The following is an 18,936-nucleotide window of genomic DNA, read 5'->3' on the forward strand; positions in this document are numbered from 1 at the left end:
GGTTAATGGGCATTCCGCCCGGTCGGGGCCGAGCCCGAAGCTCGCCGGCCCGCGGCGTCCCGCCGGCAGGGGGAGCCGCCGCGGCGGCTCGCGTCGCGGCCAAGGCTTAGCCGGGCAGGGCGCGTGGCGCAACCGACCGAACCGCCCGCGGTCGGCTCCCACCGGCCGGGCCGGCCACCGCGTCATCGAATTGCCCATCTCGGAGAGCCCGATGCGGCGTTCATCATAGACCGCAAGATCGACGACACGGCCGAGCCATTCGGTGTCGGGACGCGGTAAAACTCCCGCTTGCGCCAATGCCTTCCGCCCATCACAGTGGGACATTGATGTCGGAGATCGTCATGGTCGGTTTGTTCCGGGGCGCCGCGCGTATGATGACGGCCGCCACCGCACTCGCCTCCCTCGCCGGATGCGCGAGCAGTCTCCCGTCATTCTCCGGTGGTGGCACGGCTCCCGAGCCCGCCCCGATGGCGGCGGCGCCGCCGTCCAACATCCGGCCCGAGGACATCGTCGGCCGTTGGGGCATGGCCGCCTATCACCGGCCGGAGGACCGCGCCCGCACCGAGGCCTCCGCCCGCGGCCAGTGCAAGCTGCCCTTCGTCATCAACCGCAGCTCGGTCGGCGTCGCCATGTACGGCCACGACAACCCGCAGATGCAGGACATGCTCCTCAAGGGCAGTGCCGAGGGCAAGACCTATATCGGCCCGAACCCGCAGTCCGGCGACGCCGACGACCGCGAGGTGGTCTCCTTCGACGGCCGCGTGCTGGTGCTGAGATGGGTCGACCCCGAGGTCGCCGGTCGCTACGGTACCATGGTGCTGGTGCGTTGCGGCGCCGAGGGCACCACCGCGTCGCGCGGCCCGCGTCCGGCGCCGGCTCCCGCGGCGCCACGCTGATATGGCGAGGCCCGCATGACGGCGGGACATCCAAAGCTTCTCTGGCTGCCGCTCGCGCCGTTCGAGCGTGAAGGCCTGCGGCGCGCGCTCGAGCGCGCCGGCCTGCCGCATGACGACATCGATGCGCCGGGCCGCTGGTTCTGGCGCTTCGAGGAGAACGACGTGCCGGTCGGCTTCGGCGGCATCGAGGTGCATGGCGACGACGGCCTCTTGCGCATCGTCACGCTGCCGGTGCTGCGCCATCGCGGCCTCGGCGGTGCCATCGCGACGGCGCTGGAGGGCGAGACGGTCGCGCTCGGCTGCCGCACCCTCTATGTCGTGGTCGGCGGCGAGGCGGCCTTCTTCGCCGAGCAGGGCTATGTGCCGTCCCGGCCCGACGCGATCCCGGTCGCGATCGCCGCGAGCCTGCCGGCCGGCACCGACCTGGTCATGGCCAAGCAGGTCGGGTGAGGGCGGCGGCCGGCCGCGAGCCGCACCCGAGCACGGAATCTCGATCGTCTTCGTCCGCGCAGGCGGACGACCCAGTATCCATCGGACGACTTTGTTTCACTCGGATCGCTGCGGCGTACTGGGTGCTCCGCCTTCGCGGAGCACGACCGAGGAGTTCGCTTTGAGGTTTTCGGCCTCAATCCGTCTTGGCGCCGGTGCCGGACAGCTTGACGATCTTGGCCCATTTCTCGATGTCGGCGCGCAGATACGCGTCGAACTGGGCCGGCGTCATGTCCATCGGCACGGCGCCCTGGCGGCTCCAGGCCTCGCGCACGTCCGTCCTCGCGATCACGGCCCGCACCGCGCCGTTGAGCTTCTCGACGATCGCGGGGGGCGTGCCGGCCGGCGCCATCAGGCCGATCCAGATCGTCGCCTCGTAGCCGGGCACGCCGGCCTCGGCGAGCGTCGGCACGTCCGGCATCAGGGTCGAGCGGACCGCGCCGGTGGTGGCGAGCGCGCGCACCTGGCCGGCCTCGGCATTGCTGCGCATGGTCGTGATGGCGTCGAACATCATCTGCACATGGCCGCCCAACACGGCATTGCGGGCCTCGCCCGAGGCCTTGTGCGGCACGTGGACGATGGTGGTGCCGGTCATCGCCTTGAACAGCTCGCCGGCCATGTGATACGGCGTGCCGTTGCCCGACGAGGCGTAGTTGAGCCCGCCCGGCTGCGCCTTGGCGAGTGCGATGAACTCGCCCAGCGTCTTGGCCGGCACGGCGTTGTTGACCACCATCAAGAGGTCGGACGAGTTGATCGGCGACACCGCGACGAAGTCGCGCATCAGCTCGAACGGCTTGTTCGGCACCAGCGACTCGTTGGTCGTCTGGGTGTTCGACATGATCAGCAGCGTGTAGCCGTCGGCCGGCGACTTCGCCACCACCTCGGTGCCGATGATGGCGCCGGCGCCGGGCCGGTTCTCCACCACGAAGGACTGCTTGAGCGACTCCGAGAGATGCTGCGCCAGCACCCGGGCGAACACGTCGGCCGGGCCGCCGGCCCCGAACGGCACGATCAGCCGCACCGGCCGGGACGGATAGTCCTGCGCGACGGCGGGCGGGGCCGACGCGAGGGCGAGCAGGGCGATGGCAAAGCAAGAGATGGCAAAGCAAGACGAGACGAAGGCGAGCGCGCGCCGTCGAGCGGTCATCAGGTCGTCCTCCCGTTGCGGATCGTTGTGAGTGCCGATCCTTTCCCTTACGGCTAGCATGGGCGCGTGCCGCCCGCGAGCCTTGCGTGCGGGGGAGGACGCCACCTTGCCGGGCGGTCGGTGGAGCGGGACTGTCGGGGAGTGATGGCGAGCATCCGCACGATCCTGGCCGGTCCCTGGCGCGCCCTACCGGTGCTCGCCGTCACCCAGGTGCTCGCCTGGGGGGCGCTGTTCTACCCGCCCGTCCTCACGGTGCCGCTGATCGCCGCCGAGCGCGACTGGTCGCTGTCCTTCGCGATGGGCGGCTTCTCGGCCGCGCTGCTCGCCGGCGGGCTCGTGGCCCCGCTGGTCGGCCGGGTGATCGATCGCCGCGGCGGCCATGTGGCGATGACGGCCGGCTCGCTCGCCGGCGCCGTCGGGCTTGTCGCGCTCGCCGTCGCGACGCATCCGCTCGCCTATCTGGCCGCCTGGGCCGTGATGGGCGTCGCCATGGCGGCGTCGCTCTATGACCCCGCCTTCGCCACCCTCGGGCGTCTGTTCGGGGCCGCGGCGCGGCGGCCCATCACGCTCCTCACCTTCGTCGGCGGCCTCGCCTCGACGGTGAGCTGGCCGACCACGCGGGCGCTCTGCGACGCGCTCGGCTGGCAGGGCTGCTGCCTCGTCTACGCGGCGCTGCTCGCCGGCGTCGCCGCGCCGCTGCATGCGTTCGTTCTGCCGCGCAAGCCGGCGGCGCCGTCACCCGGGCCGGTCGCCGACGCGCCGCCGCCGGCCAAGGTCCTGCCGCCGCGTGGTAAAGCCTTCCTGCTGGTGATGGCCGGCTTCGCCGCCTATGCGTTCATTCCTTCGGCGCTGTCGGCACATCTCATCGCGATTCTGCAGCGCGGCGGCATCGATGCCTCGACGGCGGTGCTGATCGGGATGCTGTTCGGCCCCTGCCAAGTGCTGGCGCGGGTGTGCGAGTTCACCTTCGGCGGCCGCGCCCACCCGCTGTATCTGGCGCGCTTCGCCTTCACGCTGATGGTCGCGGCCTTTGTGCTGATCGCGGTGGCCGGCCTGTCGGTCGCCGCGGCGGCGGTCTTCTATGTGATGTTCGGGGCGAGCAACGGGCTCGTCACCATCGCGCGCGGCACCGTGCCGCTGGCGCTGTTCGGCCCGTCCGGGTTCGGCGTGCTGGTCGGCCGGCTGGCGGCGCCGTGGCTCGCCATGCAGGCGGCCGCGCCGCTGGTGCTGGCGATCGTGGCGGAGCGCAGCTCCGACATGGCGGCGCTGGCCCTGTCGGCGGTGTTCGCCGTGGTGGCGCTCGCGTGCTTTGCGATGATCCGTAAGCCGGCGTGAGGCCGGCGGGAGCCGTCCGGCTCAGCCGAACAGCGCGTCGATGTCGTCCTGGGAGGCGTGGCCGATGTCGCCTTCGAGCTTGGGGCCGTTGAGGAGCTTGTCCTCCTCCGGCTTCTCGGGTGCCGCCACGGCCGGCGCGAACTCCCCGAAGGCTTCGATGCCACCCCAGATCTCTTCCATCCGGTGGATGTGGTCCTCGATGAATTTCAGGGCCGCCACCACCTTGCTGATCCGCTGTCCGGTGAGATCCTGGAAGTTGCAGGACTCGAAGATTCGAACCACGCAGTCCTGGATTTCGCGGGCGGTCGCCTGGTCGGACTCGGCCGTCACCGTGGCAGCGAGCGTGTTGGCGCGGGCGTCGATGTCCTCGACGGCGCCGAGGATCGCGTCGGTGGCCCGCTCGGTGTCGTCCACCACGGCGTCGAGCTCGTTGGCCACCCGCGACATGTCCTGGCCGTTGAAGCCGGTCACATGGATGGTGGCGAGCTCGCGCTTGGTCTCCGTGATGGCGTTGCCGATCACGTCGAGCTCGGCCTTGAGCTTGTGAAACTCGTTGAACTGCGACTGGAACTTCTCCAGGGCGCGTTCAGAGTCCTGGGCTCGACCCTCGATCAGGGCGCGGACGCCGCGGATCTCGGTGATGACCTCGAGGTGCCGCAGGGCGGCATCGGCGTCGTTGGCCGAGGCCGGCGGCACGCCGTCGCTCTCGGCGCCGGCGACGCCGGTGGCGACGTCCTCGACGGGGCGGAGCTGCTCGATGCGGAAGAGTTTGCGCGGCTGCATGGAGGGTTCGCAATTCGAGGTGTTGTTTATCGTTCTAGCCGACCATTCTTTAACGCCCGGTTCACGGGCCCGGCACGCGGGGTCCTGAGGGGCGGCCCGGGCGTGTCCAGCGCCCAGCGGTCGCCAGACCTCAGGTCGTCAACCAAGCATTAACCGTGTTTTTCGTGTTGACGCGGCCTTAACCATGAAACTTCGGTGTTTACGTTTCGGACACCATGGTCATTCGAATTGTTTCGATCATACCGCTACAGTAAACGCCGGGCCGCTCATTTTTACGACTTGGTGTCCACTTTTCGTTTTTACTCGAAATGCACCAAGGCTTGGTGTCAGAACCGTTTAACGCAGTAACGAGTGCAGAGACCGTCATGTATCGCGTTCTTCTTTGCGCCTTGGCCGCGACCGCGCTGTCCGGATCGCTGGCGACCGCTCAGTCCTACGTGCCCGGCCCCTACGGCACGTCGGGGCGCAGTTACGTGGTGCCGCAGACGGAGATGCGGCCGGCCGCCCCACGGCCAGCCCTCGGCGGCGGCTTCATCGAGGCGATCTTCGGCGGCGGCGATGCCGGCGCCCGCGGAACGCCGCAGTATCGGCAGGAGCCGGCCGAGCAGTTCAGCGGCGGCCGCTACGCCGGCGTCGATCCGGCCGACTACAGCCGGACCGCCGTCGATCCGCGGTTCCGGCCCCAGGTGGTCGCCTATACGGGCGACGAGCCGGCCGGCACCGTCGTCGTCGATACGCGGCAATTCTATCTCTACGTGGTGGAGGGGGGCGGCCGGGCGATGCGCTACGGCGTCGGCGTCGGCCGTCCGGGCTTCACCTGGGCGGGCGTCCACACGGTCAGCGCCAAGAAAGAATGGCCGGACTGGCGGCCGCCGGACGAGATGCTGCAACGCCAGCCGAGCCTGCCGACCTTCATGGCGGGCGGCCCGCAGAACCCGCTCGGCGCGCGCGCCCTCTATCTCGGCTCGACCCTCTACCGCATCCACGGCTCGAACGAGCCCTGGACGATCGGCACCCAGGTGTCGTCCGGCTGCATCCGCATGCGCAACGAGGACGTCATCGACCTCTACGAGCGGGTCAAGGTCGGCACCAAGGTGGTGGTGATCTAAAGCCGCTGAGTCGCGAAGCGGGAGCGGCGCCGCCGCCCCGGCAGGCATTCCGCGCCGTCCGCCGGACGGCGCCATTCCGGAGGGTCCAGGCCCCACAGCACGACCGCACGTCGACCTGTTGATTACTGGCGCGGGGCGCGTCCGATTCTGCTGAGGGATCGGGCGCGTTCCTGCGTTCGGCGCAGGCCGGGCGGCACGCCTTTGACACGCGGGGGCCAAAATCTTGCCCATAGGGTCCCGGTCGGTGCGATAACGGACCGGCCGCGGGGGCGGCCGGGGAGGAGATCGTGGCTCAAGTGGTCCAGCCGAAATACCGAGCGTTCCTGGTCGAGGCGCAGGCGGACGACGCCTTGGGCCGGGCCATCCAGCGCGGCCTCGAGGACACCGGCGTGCCGTGGGCGCTGGTCGGGCGCGAGACCCCGCAGGGGCCAGTGCCGAAATCGCTCAAGCCACTGTTCCGCTTCGCCGCCGAGTCGCCGCCCGCGATGCCGGACGAGGTTGCGCCGGCGCCGTCCGTTCCGGCTCCCGAATCGGCCGCCGTTCCGGCTGCGAGCCCGGAGGCCACGACCGAGACGCCGGCTTCCGCACCCCCTCCGGTCGCCACGACGCCCGCCGTCGCGACGGCCACGCCGGGGCTCACCCTCATCCTGCCGTCGCCGGCCGAGGCCGCGGCGGCCGCAGCGCCGGAGCTGCCGGCGCCGACGCCTGTCGCCGCGCCGTTACCGGAGCCGCCGGGGCTGCTGGTGCCGGCCCAGCCGATCGTGTCCGATCCGGCCGTCGCGGCGCTTGCCGACTCACGCTTCCTGATCGTCCTGTGCTCGTCCGACGCCGCCGCGAATCGGGCCGTCGACGACGTGGTGCGCCGGTTCAAGGCGCTCGGCCGCGGCGACCGCATCATCGCCGTGCTGGTCGGCGGCACGCCCGAGCAGCCGGAGGCCGAGCTCTGCCCGCCGGCGCTGCGCTTCCAGATCAAGCCCGACGGCAGTGTCGGCGAGACGCCTGAAGAGCCTCTCGCCCCGCTCGTCATCGATGCGCGCTCCGGCCGCACGCCGCGGTCCGAGGTGGTGATGCGGCTTGCCGCCGCGCTGCTCGGGCTCGGCGTCGACGAGTTTCGCGGACCGGCCGAGCGGGCGCACCGGAGCCGCCGGCGCCGGCGCTTCTGGCTGACGGCCGCCGCGGTTCTCCTGGTGCTGGTCGGCGGCGCTTTCGGCCTCGCCCGCTTCGTCCTGCCGCACAGCCCGGCGCTGCTCGACGGGGTCGTCGCGGCCGGCACCGACGCGACGCTGCGCACGGTCGACTTCGCCGACCGGATGGGCGCGCCCCGCATCGTGATCGCGGCGATCGCCGAGCCGGCCGAGGCGATGCTGCGCGACCTCGCGGCGTCCGGCGGCGACGAGCCGCGGCTGCGGCTGCGCCGGGCGGCCATGCTGGTCGCCTTCGAGCAGCGTTACGAGGCGCTCGGCCTCGCCGACGGCAAGCGGACCCGTACGGCCGCCGCCGAGGCGCTGCTGGACGGCCTGAACGGACCCGGCATCTCCGCCCCGGACCTGCAGCGCGAGATCATCGCGGCGCAACTCGGCGTCGTCGGCATGCGACTCGCCCAAGGCGCGACCGACCGGGCCCTGCAGAGCGCGCGCGCCGCACTGGCCGGCGCCGAGCGGCTCGCCGCCGCCGATCCGTCGAGCACCGAGCGGCAACGCGATGTTTCGCGCGCCGTCACGGCGGTGGGGGACGCGCTGCTCGCCAAAGGGGCGCAGGACGAGGCGCTCAGGCAGTTCCGCGCCGCGCTGGCGATCCGCGAGAAGCTGGTGGCGCTCGACCCCGGCGGCGAGGCGGCGCGGCGTGACCTGTCGGTCGCCTATGAGCGGCTCGGTGACGTGCTGGTCGCCCGCGGTACCCACGACGAGGCCCTGAAGGGCTATCGCACCGGCCTGTCGCTGCGGCTCGCCGCGGTCGATCCCGGTGCCGGGGCCGGCTGGCAGCGCAGCCTGTCGATCCTCTACAACAAGATCGGCGACGTGCAGATGGCGCAGGGCGCGAGCGACGACGCGCTCGGCAGCTACCGGGCCGGCCTTGCGCTCCAGCTCGCGGTCGCCGATCGGGCCGACGCGGCGGCGCGGCGCGACATGTCGGTGTCCTACGAGCGGCTCGGCGATGCCCTGAAGGCGCAACGCGCCTTCGACGAGGCGCTCGCCTCCTACCGGGCGAGCCTCGCCATCCGCGAGCGGCTCGCCGGCGGCGATCCGCAGACGACCCGCTGGCAACGCGACCTGCCGGTCTCGCACGAGCGCATCGGCGACGTGCTGATGGCCAAGGGGGCCTATGACGACGCACTCGCCGCCTACCGCGCCAGCCTGGCGGCACGCGAGCGTCTCGCCGCCGAGACCCCCGCCCCGACGACCCAGCGCGACGTCTCGGTGGCGCAGAGCAAGATCGGCGACGCGCTCGCCGCCAAGGGGGACGCCGCCGCGGCGCTGGCCAGCTACCGGGCGGCGCTCGCCATCAGCCAGCGGCTGGCGCTGCTCGATCCCGCCAACACGCAGTGGCAGTGGGAGCTGGCGGTGCTGCAGTGGCGCCTCGCCAGCGCCGGCGACGAGCCGGTCGAGCGCTACCGCGCCGTAGTGACGGTGCTGCGTGACCTCGCGGCGCGCCGCAAGCTGAGCCCCGAGCAGGCCCGCTGGCTGCCGCTCGCCGAGCGCGAACTGGCCAAGGCGCGGGGGCGGTAGGGCAGGTCAGCAACGTATCGGTGGTGCAGCTTCGAACGCGCTCTGAGATTCAGAGCGCGTTCGTTTCGCGGGCCTCACGCGTAATCGGAGTCGCCGCCGCCGCCGAGGTCGCCGCCGTCCTCGTCATCGTCGGCGCCGTCGTCCTGGTCGAACGCGCCCGGATCCTCGTAGGCCCCCGCGCTGCGGCTGGCGCCGCCGCTGCCGCTGCCGCTGCCGATGTCGTTGAGGCCGGCGTCACGGGCGAGGCCGCTGTCGGCCGAGTTGCCCCAGGCCGAGCGGCTGTCGCCGCCGCCGCTGCCGGCATCGAAGGCGGCATGGCTGCCGCCGCCAGCCGCATGGCCCATGTTGCGCAGGCTGTCGAGCAGCAGCGAGCCGCCGATCATGCCGGCCGCCGCCGCCGCCGCCGTGCCGAGGAACGAGCCGCCGCGGCCGCCGAAGGGGCCCGCGGGCGGCGCGCCGTAGCCGGGAGCGCCCGGCCCGCCATAGCCCGGGGCCTGGCCGCCGTAACCTTGGCCGGCATAGCGGGGATCCGCATAGCGGGGATCCTGGCCGTAGCCGGGCTGGCCGTAAGCGGCCGGCGCGCCCATCGGCGGCGCGCCCCAGCGCGGATCGCCGCCCTGGTTTTCGCCCGGGCGGACGGAGGGGACCGAGCCGCGGCCCTGGCCCTGCGGCTGTCCCTGGCCGCCGCCGAACATGGCGCTGCGCAGATTGTCGAGGAAACCGCCGCCCTGCTGCTGGGCCGGCTGGGGCGGGTAGAGCGCCGCCTCGAGCTCGTCGATGCGGGCCTGCGCCTGCCGCAGCGCCTCGTCCTGGAGGAGCGAGGTCTGCACCAGGGCATAGAGGGCATTGGGCGCGCGCGACAGCCCGTCCCGGATGGCGCGCTCGGCCTCGGGATCGCGGGGCTCCTTCTCGAGGGTGGCGAGGCGCTCGAACAGATCGGTGACGAGCTGGTGTTCCTGCGGAGTCATCTCTTTCTCCTGTGGGCCGGTGTCCGGCACGAGCGCCGAGCGGCTGCGGATCGCATCGGAGCGCCGCGCCGTCTCGTGCGCCCCCTATATGGTGATGCCGGTCGCGGTGGAATGGTGGTGGAGGAGGCCCGTGGCAGCCTGCCGCACCCACCGGGTCAGGCTAGGGTGAAACCCGCCCGGGCCAGCGCGGCCGGACATGCGTCGCCCGAGAGGTAGGCGTACTCGGTCTCGCGCAAGTCGGTGAGCGGGTCGAGCCGAGCCAGCTCGGCATCGACCCGGCCCGGATGGCACATCACCAGGGCGCCGTCCGGCAGGTCCTTCAGGAAGCCCGGGAACAGGGCCGCGTAGTCGGTGCCGGGCTTGAACGTGTAGGTGCCGGCGAAGGCCGGGTTGGTGGCGACGCCGAACGTCTCGGCGAGCCGGCGGAAGGCGCCGCTCAGCCGGTCGAGCAGCAGGCTCTTGGGATCGCGCAGGCGCTTGAGCGCCGAGGTCACCTGGCCGCACTGGCGCACCCAGCCGCCCGGATTGGCGCGCTGCGCCGCGGCGAGCACGGCCTCGCGCACGCCGGGCAGCAGATGGACGTGCTGGTGGCCGTCGACATAGTCGGGCGGCCGTCCGAAGGCGGCGACGAAGGCCGCCATCTGGGCATCGACCTCGCGCGCCACCGCGCCGCGGTCGATCGGCGTCGCGAAGGAGGCGACCAGCATGCGGCCGATCGGCAGGAAGCTGCCGTCGCCGGCGAGCGGGCCGAAGCCGGCCGTGAGCGGCCGGAACGGTGCCGTCAGGGTGACGTGCAGGCCGATCTCGGCGCGGCCCTGCGCCGTGGCGGCGAGCCGTTCGGCCTCGGCCGTCGAAAAGGTTTTGGGCAACACCATCACGCTGGTGGCGTTGAGGCGGCCGCGCCCGATCAGGTCGAGGATGGCGTCGTCGACCCCGGGGGCGAGGCCGTAATCGTCGGCGCACAGGATGAGGCGGCGCGGCGGCGCGGCGGGTGAGGCGGTGGTGGTCACGTGCGCCGCTCCGGGGCCGGTGCAGACGTCGTCACCGGCGCATCGGCGCCGTCGGCGCGCCTGAGGCTGCGCTCGGCGACGAAATAGACCGGCCGTCCCTTGGCCTCCGACAGGATCTTGGCGATGTACTCGCCCATCACGCCGATCATCACGAGCTGCACGCCGCCCAGCACCATCACGCCGACCAGCAGCGACGGATAGCCCGGCACGGCGGTGCCGAAGAACAGCGCCTCGATCAGGATCTGCACGCCGAACAGGAACGCGGTGGCGGCGAGCGCGATGCCGAGTAGGCTGGCGATGCGCAGCGGCGCCACCGAGAAGGCCGTCAGGCCCTCGATCGACAGGCCGAGCAGCGCGCCGAAATTCCAGCTCGACGTGCCGTGCTCGCGGGCCGCCGGCTCGTAGTCGATGCGGAGCTGGCGGAAGCCGATCCAGCTCGCCAGCCCCTTGAAGAAGCGGTTGCGCTCGGGAAGCTGCCGCAATGCTGCGGCGGCGCGCGGCGACAGCAGGCGGAAGTCGCCGGCGTCCTCGGGGATCTTGTGGCGCGAGCCCCAGTTGATCAGCGTGTAGAAGGCCCGGCCGCTCAGCCGCCGCGGCAGCGACTCGGCCTTGCGGCTGGCCTTCGCCGTGTAGACGACGTCGTAGCCGTCGTCGATCCAGTGGCCGACCAGCGTCTCCACCATGGCGGGCGGATGCTGGCCGTCGGAATCCATGAACAGCACGGCGCCGAGCCGCGCATGCTCCAGCCCGGCGAGCAGCGCCGCCTCCTTGCCGAAGTTGCGCGACAGCGCCACCACCTGCACGTCGAGCCCGTCGGGCGGGAGCTTGTCGGCGATGGAGAGCGAGGCGTCGCGGCTGCCGTCGTCGACATAGACGACCTCGCAGGCGAGGCCGTGGCGCTCGCGCAGCGTGCGCGCCACCGCGACGAGGCGGTCGTGGAGCGCCGCGAGGCCGCCGGCCTCGTTGTACACCGGCATCACGATCGACAGCCCGGCGGCCGCCCGCGCGGCCTTGGCCGCGCCGTCGGCGCCCGCGGTGTTTGCGCCCGCGTCCTGCCGCAATGCTGGGTCACCCGAGGTCATGCGTTCCGTCGTCGTCCGTGTTCGTCGCGATGGGCGGCTTATAGCGCAAGGCGCCGGGGCTGTCGCGGCGGGGCGTTGCGCTTGTCCGCCGCGCCGCGGTTCGGGCTCGGTTCCGCGCCGCCGCCGTGGTAAGGGCACGGCGCCAGTCGAAGCGGATGCCCTGATGGACCCGACCCGGATCGAAGCCCTGTTTCCGCACGCCGCCCCGGCGCTGCGCCGGCGCGTGGTCTTCGTCCGCAAGGCGGTCAGCTTCGCGCTGATCGGCGTGATCAACACCTTTGTCGACGCCGGGGTGTTCTTCCTGGCGCTGGCGGCGCTCCAATCGGCCGGAGCGAGCGTCCGCGGCTTTGCGGCCTTGTCGGGCCTGTGCGGCTGCGGCGGCGCCGACGACCTCATGCTGATCGCCGCCAACCTGATGGGCTGGGTGGTCGGCGTCACCGGCTCCTATGTGCTCAACTCCACCTTCACGTTCGCGGCCGAATCGGGCCGCACGCTGCGGCTGCGCGACTACGGCGTGTTCGCCGCCTCGGGCATCGTCGGCGCCATCGCCAACACCGCGACCCTGGTGCTGGTCGCCCAGGTGATGCCGGTGTGGTTCGCCAAGGGCTGCGCCATCCTGGTGAGCTTCGTGGTCAACTTCACCATGTCGCACTTCGTCGTGTTCCGGGTGCGACGGCCGGCCGATGAGGCTGCCGAGCTCGATCCTCGCGTTTGACACCGTCATTCCGGGGCGCGGACCGCAGGTCCGCGAACCCGGAATCCAGCGGCGCATTCAACATTCGTGACTGGATTCCGGGTCCACGCGCTGTCGCGCGTGTCCCGGAATGACCCGTCATCACGCCCTAGAGCGCCGCCTCCAGCCGGTCGAACAGCGGGTTCTCGCAGGCGAAGACGTAGTCGAGCGGCCCCACCACCACGCTCGCGGCGCCGTGCGCGCGAAGAAAGGTGGCGAGCGCGTGGACGTGGTCGGGCGGGCAGTGCAGCGTCAGCATGCCGGACGAGGTCGGGCCGCCGAACGGTGCCTCGACGCCGAATTTGTCCCGCGCCTCGGCCAGCAGCGTCTCGTTGCAGCCCGGAAAGCGGGTGCGCATCTCGCGGAAATTGCTCGCCCGGCTGAAGGCGGCGATGCGGTCGAGCACCAGCCGTGCGGTGTCCCGCGCGGCGCTGTCCCAGTTGGCGCCGCGGGCCGCGACCAGGTTGGCTTGCGAGCGCAGCATGATGCCGTCGTCGACGATCTTCAGCGCGTTGGCGGCGAGCGTCGTGCCGGTCGAGGTGATGTCGACGATCAGCTCTGCCGTGCCGGCCGCCGGCGCCCCCTCGGTGGCGCCGGCGCTCTCGACGATGCGGTAGTCGATGATGCCGTGGCGGGCGAAGAACGCGCGCGTCAGGTTCACGTATTTGGTCGCCACCCGCATGCGCTGGTCGTTCTCGATGCGGAACGCCGTGGCGACGTCGTCGAGATCGGCCATGCTGCGCACGTCGATCCAGGCCTGCGGCACCGCCACCACCACGGTGGCGAAGCCGAAGCCGAGCCCGTGCAGCAGCACCACCTTGTCGTCGGCCTGCGGGATGCTCTCGCGGATCAGATCCTCGCCCGTGATGCCGAAATGGACGGCGCCGGTCGCGAGCTGCTGGGCGATCTCCGAGGCCGACAGGAACGCCACCTCGATCTCCGGCACGCCGGCGACGGTACCGCGGTACTCGCGGGCGCCGCGCGGCTTGACGAGCTTCAGGCCGGAGCGGGCGAAATAGGTTTCGGCGTTCTCCTGCAGGCGGCCCTTGGCCGGCACCGCGATGACGAAGGCGCTCATCGTGCCTCTCCCGCCGGTCCGGCGCCGAGCGCGACCAGCCGCTCGATCCACACGGAAAAGCCGACCGCCGCGATCGGCTCGGGCTGCCCGAGCCGGGCGAACAGGCCGTCATAGCGCCCGCCCGCCACCAGTTGGCCGTCGATGCGGCCGGCTGGGTCGTGCAGCTCGAACACCACGCCCGTGTAGTAGTCGAGCCCGCGCCCGAAACCGGTGGCGAAGCGGATGCGCGCCGTGTCGATGCCGGCTGCAGCGAGCAGGCGGTGGCGCTCGTCGAGGGTGTCGAGGGCGGCCGCGAGGTCGAGCTTCGCCTCGGCCGCGAAGCTGCGGAGCGCCGCCGCGGCATCCGCCGGCGTGCCGGCGACGGCGAAGAAGCGCTCGACCAGGTCGCGCACCTCGCCGGGCAGCGCGGCGCCGGCGCCCAGCTCGGCCTGCTCGAGGAAGCGCGCCGCGATCTCGGCCACCGAGCGGCCGCCGACCGTGGTGATGCCGGCGATCGACAGAAGGTCGGCGACCAGCGCGCGGGCGCCCTTGGGATCGGAGTTGGCGAGCGCCGTCAGCACGCCCTGGTATTCGGGCGGGCCGTTGCCGGGCGGCTCGGTCAGCCGATGCAGATCCTCGGCCAGCACGGATTTGCGGTTGAAGTCCTTGGCGAGCCGGCGGCGCCACACCGGCGGCAGGTCGAGCGCCGCGATCAGGGCGGCGAACAGGCCGACATCGCCCATGCGGATGTCGGGGGCGGCGAGGCCGTAGAGCGCGGTCGCCTCCAGCGCCAGCGCCACCGCCTCGGCGTCGGCCGCCGCCTTGTCGGGGCGCCCGAACGATTCGAGACCGGCCTGCAGGAACTCGCCGGAGGCGCCCGCCCGCTGGCGGAACACCGGGCCGAGATAGCTGAGCCGGGCCGGCTTGCCGGCGTCGGGCGAGGCGAGGTAGTCGAGCGCCACCGGGATGGTGAGGTCGGGCCGCAGGCAGAGGTCGCCGGCGCCGCCGTCGGCGATCAGGTACATGCGGCGGCGGATGTCCTCGCCCGACAGCGCCAGGAAAGGCTCGGCCGGCTGCAGGATGGCGGGCTCGACGCGGGCATAGCCGGCGCCCGCATAGGATGCGACCAGCGCGTCGGCGCGCGCATCCTTGCCGATGATCGTTGCAGCGGACATGTGCTCCCCGGCCACCCGTTGGTCGGGCCGCCTGTAGCACGACTTCTGTCCGGTTTCGACGACTTCGGCGGGGCTGTCGTCGTGCCGGGCCGTGCCGCTCGGCCGTCACCGGATCTAAACAGCTCGTATATTTTCCCGGGGTGGTTGCGGGATGCTCATCCGACAGCGCCGAGGATGTACGGGAGGTTACCAAGTAATCGCCCCAAGCCGCATGTGGAGGCGGCAAAGTCTATGCACAATTCGCATTGCAGCATCGTTTTTGTGCTGTGCGGTTCTTTTAGAACCCCCGTGATCACTGGAAATTAAGCGAATCATGATTGCCTGTGACGGTCTGGTGCGTTACCCCTGCTGCAATGCAGCACGTTTGGGCCACTACAATTCGTTCCGCCCTTCGCGCGGCTGCAGTACCCCCGCGACGCGCTACGACCCGGCGCCCGAGCTCCCCCCGGCTCGGTCCAAAAAGGATTGAACCATGACGTACGAGACCCTGCTCATCGACACCGTAGGGCGTGTTGGCGTCATCCGGCTGAACCGGCCGAAGGCGTTGAACGCGCTGAACTCGACCCTGGCGGAAGAACTCAGGGCGGCGTTCGCGGACTTCGACCAGAACGACGAGATCGGCTGCGTGGTGATCACCGGCACGGACCGCGCCTTCGCGGCCGGGGCCGACATCAAGGAGATGCAGCCGAAGTCGTTCATCGACACCTTCACCAAGAACTACATGGCGAACTGGGACAGCCCGGCGCGCTCGCGCAAGCCGACGGTGGCGGCGGTGGCGGGTTTTGCGCTCGGCGGTGGTTGCGAGCTGGCGATGCAGTGCGACCTGATCATCGCGGCCGACAATGCCAAGTTCGGCCAGCCGGAGATCACGCTCGGCATCGTGCCCGGGCTCGGCGGCACGCAGCGGCTGACCCGGGCGGTCGGCAAGGCGAAGGCGATGGACCTGGTGCTGACCGGCCGGATGATGGACGCCGTCGAGGCGGAGCGTTGCGGGCTGGTCTCGCGGGTCGTGCCGCTCGCCGAGCTGATGGACGTCGCCATGAAGGCGGCCGAGACCATCGCGTCGATGTCGCTGCCGGCCGTGATGACGGCCAAGGAGCTGGTGCAGCGCGCCCACGAGCTGCCGCTCGCGGAAGGGCTGCGGTTCGAGCGCCGCGCGTTTCACGCGCTGTTCGGCACCGACGGCCAGCGCGAGGGCATGACGGCGTTCCTGGAGAAGCGCAAGCCGGAGTTCAACCAGCCGCATCACCAGGCGCCCGACGACCTCCGCGAGGCGGCGGAGTAGGCGACGAACAACGGGTCATTCCGGGGCGCGGCCAGCAGGCCGCGAGCCCGGAATCCATAATCCCGGTCTGTGTGTATGGATTCCGGGCTCGCGGGCTTGCAGCCCGCGCCCCGGAATGACCATCGGATCAATCGCGCACGCAGATCACCCGCACGGCGGCGGCCTTGGCGGCGTCGAGGCCCGACCGCGCCGGCGGGGCGCCCGCGTCGACGCCCTGGGCTGCCAGCAGGCGGCCGATCGTCTCGGCCGAGACGAAGCCGGTGCCCGGCCCGCCGGGGCCGGCGACCTGGGTGGGCGACGACACCACCATACCGACCAGACGGCCGGACGCATCGACGGCCGCGGCGCCCGAAAAGCCCGGCGGCGGCAGCGGCGTCACGGTGCCGCCCGGCGCCAGCTTCACGGCCCAAGTCGAGACCGCTGCGCCGCCGCCCTGCTGGGCCGGATCGACGATCCCGACCAGCGTCGCGTCGCTGCCCGCGGTTCCGCCCGGCGCCAGCGCCAGCGCCGGCAACCTCGGCGCGCCGTAGAGATGCAGCAGCGCGACACCGGCCTCTCTGGCCCGGATTTCGGCATAGCCGTGCCCGACCACCTGCACGCTGCGGCACTGCTCGAGCGCCCGTGCGTCGGTGACGAGGTCGCCGGCCGCGCCGACCGCCACGGCGCTCGCATATTCGACGCGGCGGCGCGGCGCCGCCACGCCCGCGGTGCTCTCCGGGAATGGCACGAAGGCGCTCGACATCGCCACCGCGACCGGATCCATGGTGCCCTCGAGCGCCTGGTCGTACAGCACCGTCATGCCGCGCACCTCGCGGTCCTTGACGTGGGCGCGCACGTAAAACTTCTTCAGGCCCTGCAGGCCGGAGACGACGAAGAAGTCGCCCTTCATCACGGCGTACTGGACCGACCGGGTCTTCGGCTCCTTCTTCTGCTGCTCGAACGCCTGGGCGAGCGTCACGTCCGGACCAGCGAACCGGAAGGTGTAGACCTGCACCTCGCCCTTGCCCGACTGCCAGTGCGTGCCGCCGCCGCCCTGGGCCGGTGACGCCTTCGGCGCCATGCTCTCGGGCAGGCCGAGCCGCACGCCGCTTGCCCGGTCGTCCCGGATGGTCCAGCCGACCCGCTCTCGCAGGATGCGGGCCTGCTCGGCGAGGCGGCCGCGATCGGCCGGCTCGAGCTGGCCCGTCTCCTTGGAGCCGTGCTGCTTCTGCCAGGCTTTCACCGCGGCGACGGCGCGCTCGCCGAACTCCGGCGTGGCGACGCCGTTGTAGTCGCCGGTCCAGATCAGGTCGCTCTGCACGGCGATGCGCTCGGCCTCCGGCACCGTGGCCCAGACCGCCGAGCCCGGCGATGGTTTTGGCGCAGCCGGTTTCGGCGCCGCGGGGTTTGCGACCGCTGGCTTCGGCGATGCCTGCGCCTGGGGAGCGGCAGCGGGCTTCGGCCGCGCGGCAGGCGCGGCGGGTACGGGCGGAGCGGCGGGCGCCTGCGCCGCCGCCGGGATCACGACGCCGAAGCAACCCGCGAGCGACACGGCCAGCGCAAGGTGCGCGACGCGACGGTTCATTCCGGCCTCCCGAACGTGATAGAGCGCGGGGCGAACCCTACCCAAAGCAGGCGGGGCGAGAAAGGCCGGACCATGCTGACGACCGTCGAACTGGAGCGCTATGCCCGCCACATCGTGCTGCACGAGGTCGGCGGCCCGGGCCAGAACGCCTTGAAGAATGCGCGCGTGCTGGTGGTCGGTGCCGGCGGGCTGGGGGCGCCGCTGCTGCTCTATCTCGCGGCGGCCGGTGTCGGCACGCTCGGCATCGTCGACGACGACAGTGTGTCGCTCTCCAACCTGCAGCGGCAGGTGATCCACGCGACCCCCGATCTCGGCCGGCCCAAGGTCGAGAGCGCCGCCGAGGCGATCGCGAGGCTCAACCCGCTGGTGGCGGTGGAGCCGCATCCGGTGCGGCTGACGGCGGACAATGCGCTCGACCTGATCGGTCGCTACGATCTGGTCGCCGACGGCTCCGACAATTTTACCACCCGCTATCTCGCCTCCGACGCCTGCTGCCTGGCCAAAAAGCCGCTGGTGACGGCGGCGGTCGGAGTCTTCGACGGCACCATCACGACCTTGCGGGCGCACGAGTGCGGGGCCGACGGGCGACCCAATCCGACCTATCGCTGCCTGTTCCCGGAGCCGCCGCCGCCCGGCACCGTGCCGGCCTGCGCCGAAGCGGGGATCCTCGGCGCCTTCACGGGTGTGATCGGGTCGCTGATGGCGGTCGAGGTGGTGCGCGAGATCGTCGGTTTCGGCGAGGGCCTGGTCGGCCGGCTGCTGATGGTCGACGGCCGCGCCCTGCGCTTCGAGACGCTGCGCTACGCCTGGGATCCGGAGAACCCGCTGACCGGCGAGCATGCCACCATCACGGATCTGTCGGCCTACCGGGCGGCGTGAGCCAGCTTCGTAGGGTGCAATGAGCGCAGCGAATTGCACCGTCGGAAGCCGATCCGGGTCGGGCCGATCTTCATTGCGCGGCGCAATTCGCTGCGCTCATTGCGCCCTACAGAGCCGATGGCGGCTGCGTCCTACTTGCTCCAGGTCGCCTTCAGGGTCGGACCCTTCATCACCGACCAGGTGTTGGGTCCGGCCGGGACGACCGTGAAGCAGTTGGCCTTGGCGCCCTTCCAGGTGGTGCAGAAGCCGTCGCCGGCCAGCGTCCAGGTGCCTTCGCCCTTGGCGCCGGTCTTGGCGGTCGGCTCGCGCCGGACCTTGCCGTCGGCGTCGAACACCATCCGGAACGTCACGCCGGACGGGGTCGTCGCCATAAATCCCTTGCCGTCGAAGAAGGTCGTCTGGATGTCCTTGGGCGCCAACGTGCCGGCCGCCGCCGCCGCCATCGGAACGGCAAGCAGCACCAGCACTGCGGCCAGAGCCGCACTGTCGCGCGCCGTCACTCGGTTACACATCGTAGTCCCCAATGCCTCGGTGGGCGGGTGTCAGGACCCGGCGATGCTCCACCAAAGCGTGGCCGGCGGCAAGCTGCGGCGGTTACGGAGGCGGCCGGCATGGACGGCCGCCGCGGACCGGGTCGGCGGCGTCGCTTTGCGCGGGGAAGGGGCGGGGAGGAGGGCGTAGGCCCGAAGCGGATCGGG

17 protein-coding genes are annotated in these 18,936 nt (G+C 71.7%); 8 read left to right on the top strand and 9 right to left on the bottom strand.

The window, feature by feature from the left end:
• Positions 1 to 341: 341 nt before the first annotated feature.
• On the top strand, positions 342 to 896 hold the full coding sequence (locus HXX10_RS25210; RefSeq protein ID WP_296526047.1) for a hypothetical protein: 555 nt from the start codon (positions 342 to 344) through the stop codon (positions 894 to 896).
• Positions 897 to 911: 15 nt separating this feature from the next.
• Entirely contained in the window at positions 912 to 1,346 is a 435-nt protein-coding gene (locus HXX10_RS25215) for a GNAT family N-acetyltransferase (protein ID WP_296526048.1), read from the top strand.
• 175 nt (positions 1,347 to 1,521) lie between these two features.
• Here HXX10_RS25215 and HXX10_RS25220 read toward each other — a convergent pair whose 3' ends face one another.
• Positions 1,522 to 2,532 carry a tripartite tricarboxylate transporter substrate binding protein gene (locus tag HXX10_RS25220; protein ID WP_296526049.1) on the bottom strand — a complete coding sequence of 337 codons (1,011 nt, stop codon included), beginning with the start codon at positions 2,530 to 2,532 and terminating at the stop codon, positions 1,522 to 1,524.
• A gap of 144 nt (positions 2,533 to 2,676) precedes the next feature.
• Here HXX10_RS25220 and HXX10_RS25225 point away from each other — a divergent pair, with 144 nt between their 5' ends.
• Positions 2,677 to 3,867 carry an MFS transporter gene (locus HXX10_RS25225; protein WP_296526050.1) on the top strand — a complete coding sequence of 397 codons (1,191 nt, stop codon included), beginning with the start codon at positions 2,677 to 2,679 and terminating at the stop codon, positions 3,865 to 3,867.
• 21 nt (positions 3,868 to 3,888) lie between these two features.
• Here HXX10_RS25225 and HXX10_RS25230 read toward each other — a convergent pair whose 3' ends face one another.
• Positions 3,889 to 4,650: a chemotaxis protein gene (locus tag HXX10_RS25230; RefSeq protein WP_296526051.1), complete on the bottom strand. Its 762-nt coding sequence runs from the start codon at positions 4,648 to 4,650 to the stop codon at positions 3,889 to 3,891.
• 365 nt (positions 4,651 to 5,015) lie between these two features.
• Here HXX10_RS25230 and HXX10_RS25235 point away from each other — a divergent pair, with 365 nt between their 5' ends.
• The gene (locus HXX10_RS25235; protein WP_296526052.1) at positions 5,016 to 5,759 is read left to right on the top strand and encodes a L,D-transpeptidase; all 744 of its coding nucleotides are present in this window, start codon (positions 5,016 to 5,018) and stop codon (positions 5,757 to 5,759) included.
• Between the two features lie 287 nt (positions 5,760 to 6,046).
• Positions 6,047 to 8,485, top strand: coding sequence for a tetratricopeptide repeat protein (locus HXX10_RS25240; RefSeq protein WP_296526053.1), 2,439 nt, complete (start codon positions 6,047 to 6,049; stop codon positions 8,483 to 8,485).
• 74 nt (positions 8,486 to 8,559) lie between these two features.
• On the opposite strand, the gene HXX10_RS25245 is transcribed toward HXX10_RS25240, so the two are convergent.
• The 3 genes from HXX10_RS25245 to HXX10_RS25255 form a co-directional block, all read right to left on the bottom strand.
• The gene (locus tag HXX10_RS25245; protein WP_296526054.1) at positions 8,560 to 9,453 is read right to left on the bottom strand and encodes a DUF2076 domain-containing protein; all 894 of its coding nucleotides are present in this window, start codon (positions 9,451 to 9,453) and stop codon (positions 8,560 to 8,562) included.
• A gap of 155 nt (positions 9,454 to 9,608) precedes the next feature.
• Positions 9,609 to 10,463, bottom strand: a complete 855-nt coding sequence (locus HXX10_RS25250) for a ChbG/HpnK family deacetylase (RefSeq protein WP_296526056.1) — start codon at positions 10,461 to 10,463, stop codon at positions 9,609 to 9,611.
• Positions 10,460 to 11,545, bottom strand: a complete 1,086-nt coding sequence (locus HXX10_RS25255) for a glycosyltransferase family 2 protein (RefSeq protein WP_296526058.1) — start codon at positions 11,543 to 11,545, stop codon at positions 10,460 to 10,462. Before HXX10_RS25255 ends, HXX10_RS25250 begins: the two co-directional genes overlap by 4 nt.
• Positions 11,546 to 11,708: 163 nt before the next feature.
• Between HXX10_RS25255 and HXX10_RS25260 the strand changes: the two genes are divergently transcribed.
• Positions 11,709 to 12,260 carry a GtrA family protein gene (locus HXX10_RS25260; RefSeq protein ID WP_296526060.1) on the top strand — a complete coding sequence of 184 codons (552 nt, stop codon included), beginning with the start codon at positions 11,709 to 11,711 and terminating at the stop codon, positions 12,258 to 12,260.
• Positions 12,261 to 12,387: 127 nt separating this feature from the next.
• Here HXX10_RS25260 and hisG read toward each other — a convergent pair whose 3' ends face one another.
• Positions 12,388 to 13,356 (bottom strand): ATP phosphoribosyltransferase, encoded by a 969-nt coding sequence (gene hisG / locus HXX10_RS25265; RefSeq protein ID WP_296526062.1) that lies wholly within the window; start codon positions 13,354 to 13,356, stop codon positions 12,388 to 12,390.
• On the bottom strand, positions 13,353 to 14,510 hold the full coding sequence (locus HXX10_RS25270) for an ATP phosphoribosyltransferase regulatory subunit (RefSeq protein ID WP_296526064.1): 1,158 nt from the start codon (positions 14,508 to 14,510) through the stop codon (positions 13,353 to 13,355). The genes hisG and HXX10_RS25270 overlap by 4 nt, the downstream gene beginning before the upstream one ends.
• 472 nt (positions 14,511 to 14,982) lie before the next feature.
• Here HXX10_RS25270 and HXX10_RS25275 point away from each other — a divergent pair, with 472 nt between their 5' ends.
• Positions 14,983 to 15,795: an enoyl-CoA hydratase gene (locus HXX10_RS25275; protein ID WP_296526066.1), complete on the top strand. Its 813-nt coding sequence runs from the start codon at positions 14,983 to 14,985 to the stop codon at positions 15,793 to 15,795.
• 127 nt (positions 15,796 to 15,922) lie between these two features.
• On the opposite strand, the gene HXX10_RS25280 is transcribed toward HXX10_RS25275, so the two are convergent.
• Positions 15,923 to 17,359 carry a peptidoglycan-binding domain-containing protein gene (locus HXX10_RS25280; RefSeq protein WP_296526067.1) on the bottom strand — a complete coding sequence of 479 codons (1,437 nt, stop codon included), beginning with the start codon at positions 17,357 to 17,359 and terminating at the stop codon, positions 15,923 to 15,925.
• A gap of 72 nt (positions 17,360 to 17,431) precedes the next feature.
• Here HXX10_RS25280 and HXX10_RS25285 point away from each other — a divergent pair, with 72 nt between their 5' ends.
• Entirely contained in the window at positions 17,432 to 18,238 is an 807-nt protein-coding gene (locus HXX10_RS25285) for a molybdopterin-synthase adenylyltransferase MoeB (protein WP_296526068.1), read from the top strand.
• A gap of 131 nt (positions 18,239 to 18,369) precedes the next feature.
• Here the strand turns inward: HXX10_RS25285 and HXX10_RS25290 are convergent, their stop codons facing one another.
• Complete coding sequence (locus tag HXX10_RS25290; protein ID WP_296526069.1) at positions 18,370 to 18,750, bottom strand: hypothetical protein; 381 nt, start codon at positions 18,748 to 18,750, stop codon at positions 18,370 to 18,372.
• Positions 18,751 to 18,936 lie beyond the last annotated feature (186 nt).

The sequence above is a fragment of the Rhodoplanes sp. genome (genome assembly GCF_013377085.1).
Classification (GTDB): Bacteria; Pseudomonadota; Alphaproteobacteria; order Rhizobiales; family Xanthobacteraceae; genus Rhodoplanes.

Coding starts and splice junctions, on each gene's coding strand:
- HXX10_RS25210 (WP_296526047.1), top strand. CDS start 342: ATGGTCGGTTTGTTCCGGGGCGCCGCGCGTATGATGACGGCCGCCACC.
- HXX10_RS25215 (WP_296526048.1), top strand. CDS start 912: ATGACGGCGGGACATCCAAAGCTTCTCTGGCTGCCGCTCGCGCCGTTC.
- HXX10_RS25220 (WP_296526049.1), bottom strand. CDS start 2,532: ATGACCGCTCGACGGCGCGCGCTCGCCTTCGTCTCGTCTTGCTTTGCC.
- HXX10_RS25225 (WP_296526050.1), top strand. CDS start 2,677: ATGGCGAGCATCCGCACGATCCTGGCCGGTCCCTGGCGCGCCCTACCG.
- HXX10_RS25230 (WP_296526051.1), bottom strand. CDS start 4,650: ATGCAGCCGCGCAAACTCTTCCGCATCGAGCAGCTCCGCCCCGTCGAG.
- HXX10_RS25235 (WP_296526052.1), top strand. CDS start 5,016: ATGTATCGCGTTCTTCTTTGCGCCTTGGCCGCGACCGCGCTGTCCGGA.
- HXX10_RS25245 (WP_296526054.1), bottom strand. CDS start 9,453: ATGACTCCGCAGGAACACCAGCTCGTCACCGATCTGTTCGAGCGCCTC.
- HXX10_RS25255 (WP_296526058.1), bottom strand. CDS start 11,545: ATGACCTCGGGTGACCCAGCATTGCGGCAGGACGCGGGCGCAAACACC.
- HXX10_RS25260 (WP_296526060.1), top strand. CDS start 11,709: ATGGACCCGACCCGGATCGAAGCCCTGTTTCCGCACGCCGCCCCGGCG.
- hisG (WP_296526062.1), bottom strand. CDS start 13,356: ATGAGCGCCTTCGTCATCGCGGTGCCGGCCAAGGGCCGCCTGCAGGAG.
- HXX10_RS25270 (WP_296526064.1), bottom strand. CDS start 14,510: ATGTCCGCTGCAACGATCATCGGCAAGGATGCGCGCGCCGACGCGCTG.
- HXX10_RS25275 (WP_296526066.1), top strand. CDS start 14,983: ATGACGTACGAGACCCTGCTCATCGACACCGTAGGGCGTGTTGGCGTC.
- HXX10_RS25280 (WP_296526067.1), bottom strand. CDS start 17,359: ATGAACCGTCGCGTCGCGCACCTTGCGCTGGCCGTGTCGCTCGCGGGT.
- HXX10_RS25285 (WP_296526068.1), top strand. CDS start 17,432: ATGCTGACGACCGTCGAACTGGAGCGCTATGCCCGCCACATCGTGCTG.
- HXX10_RS25290 (WP_296526069.1), bottom strand. CDS start 18,750: ATGTGTAACCGAGTGACGGCGCGCGACAGTGCGGCTCTGGCCGCAGTG.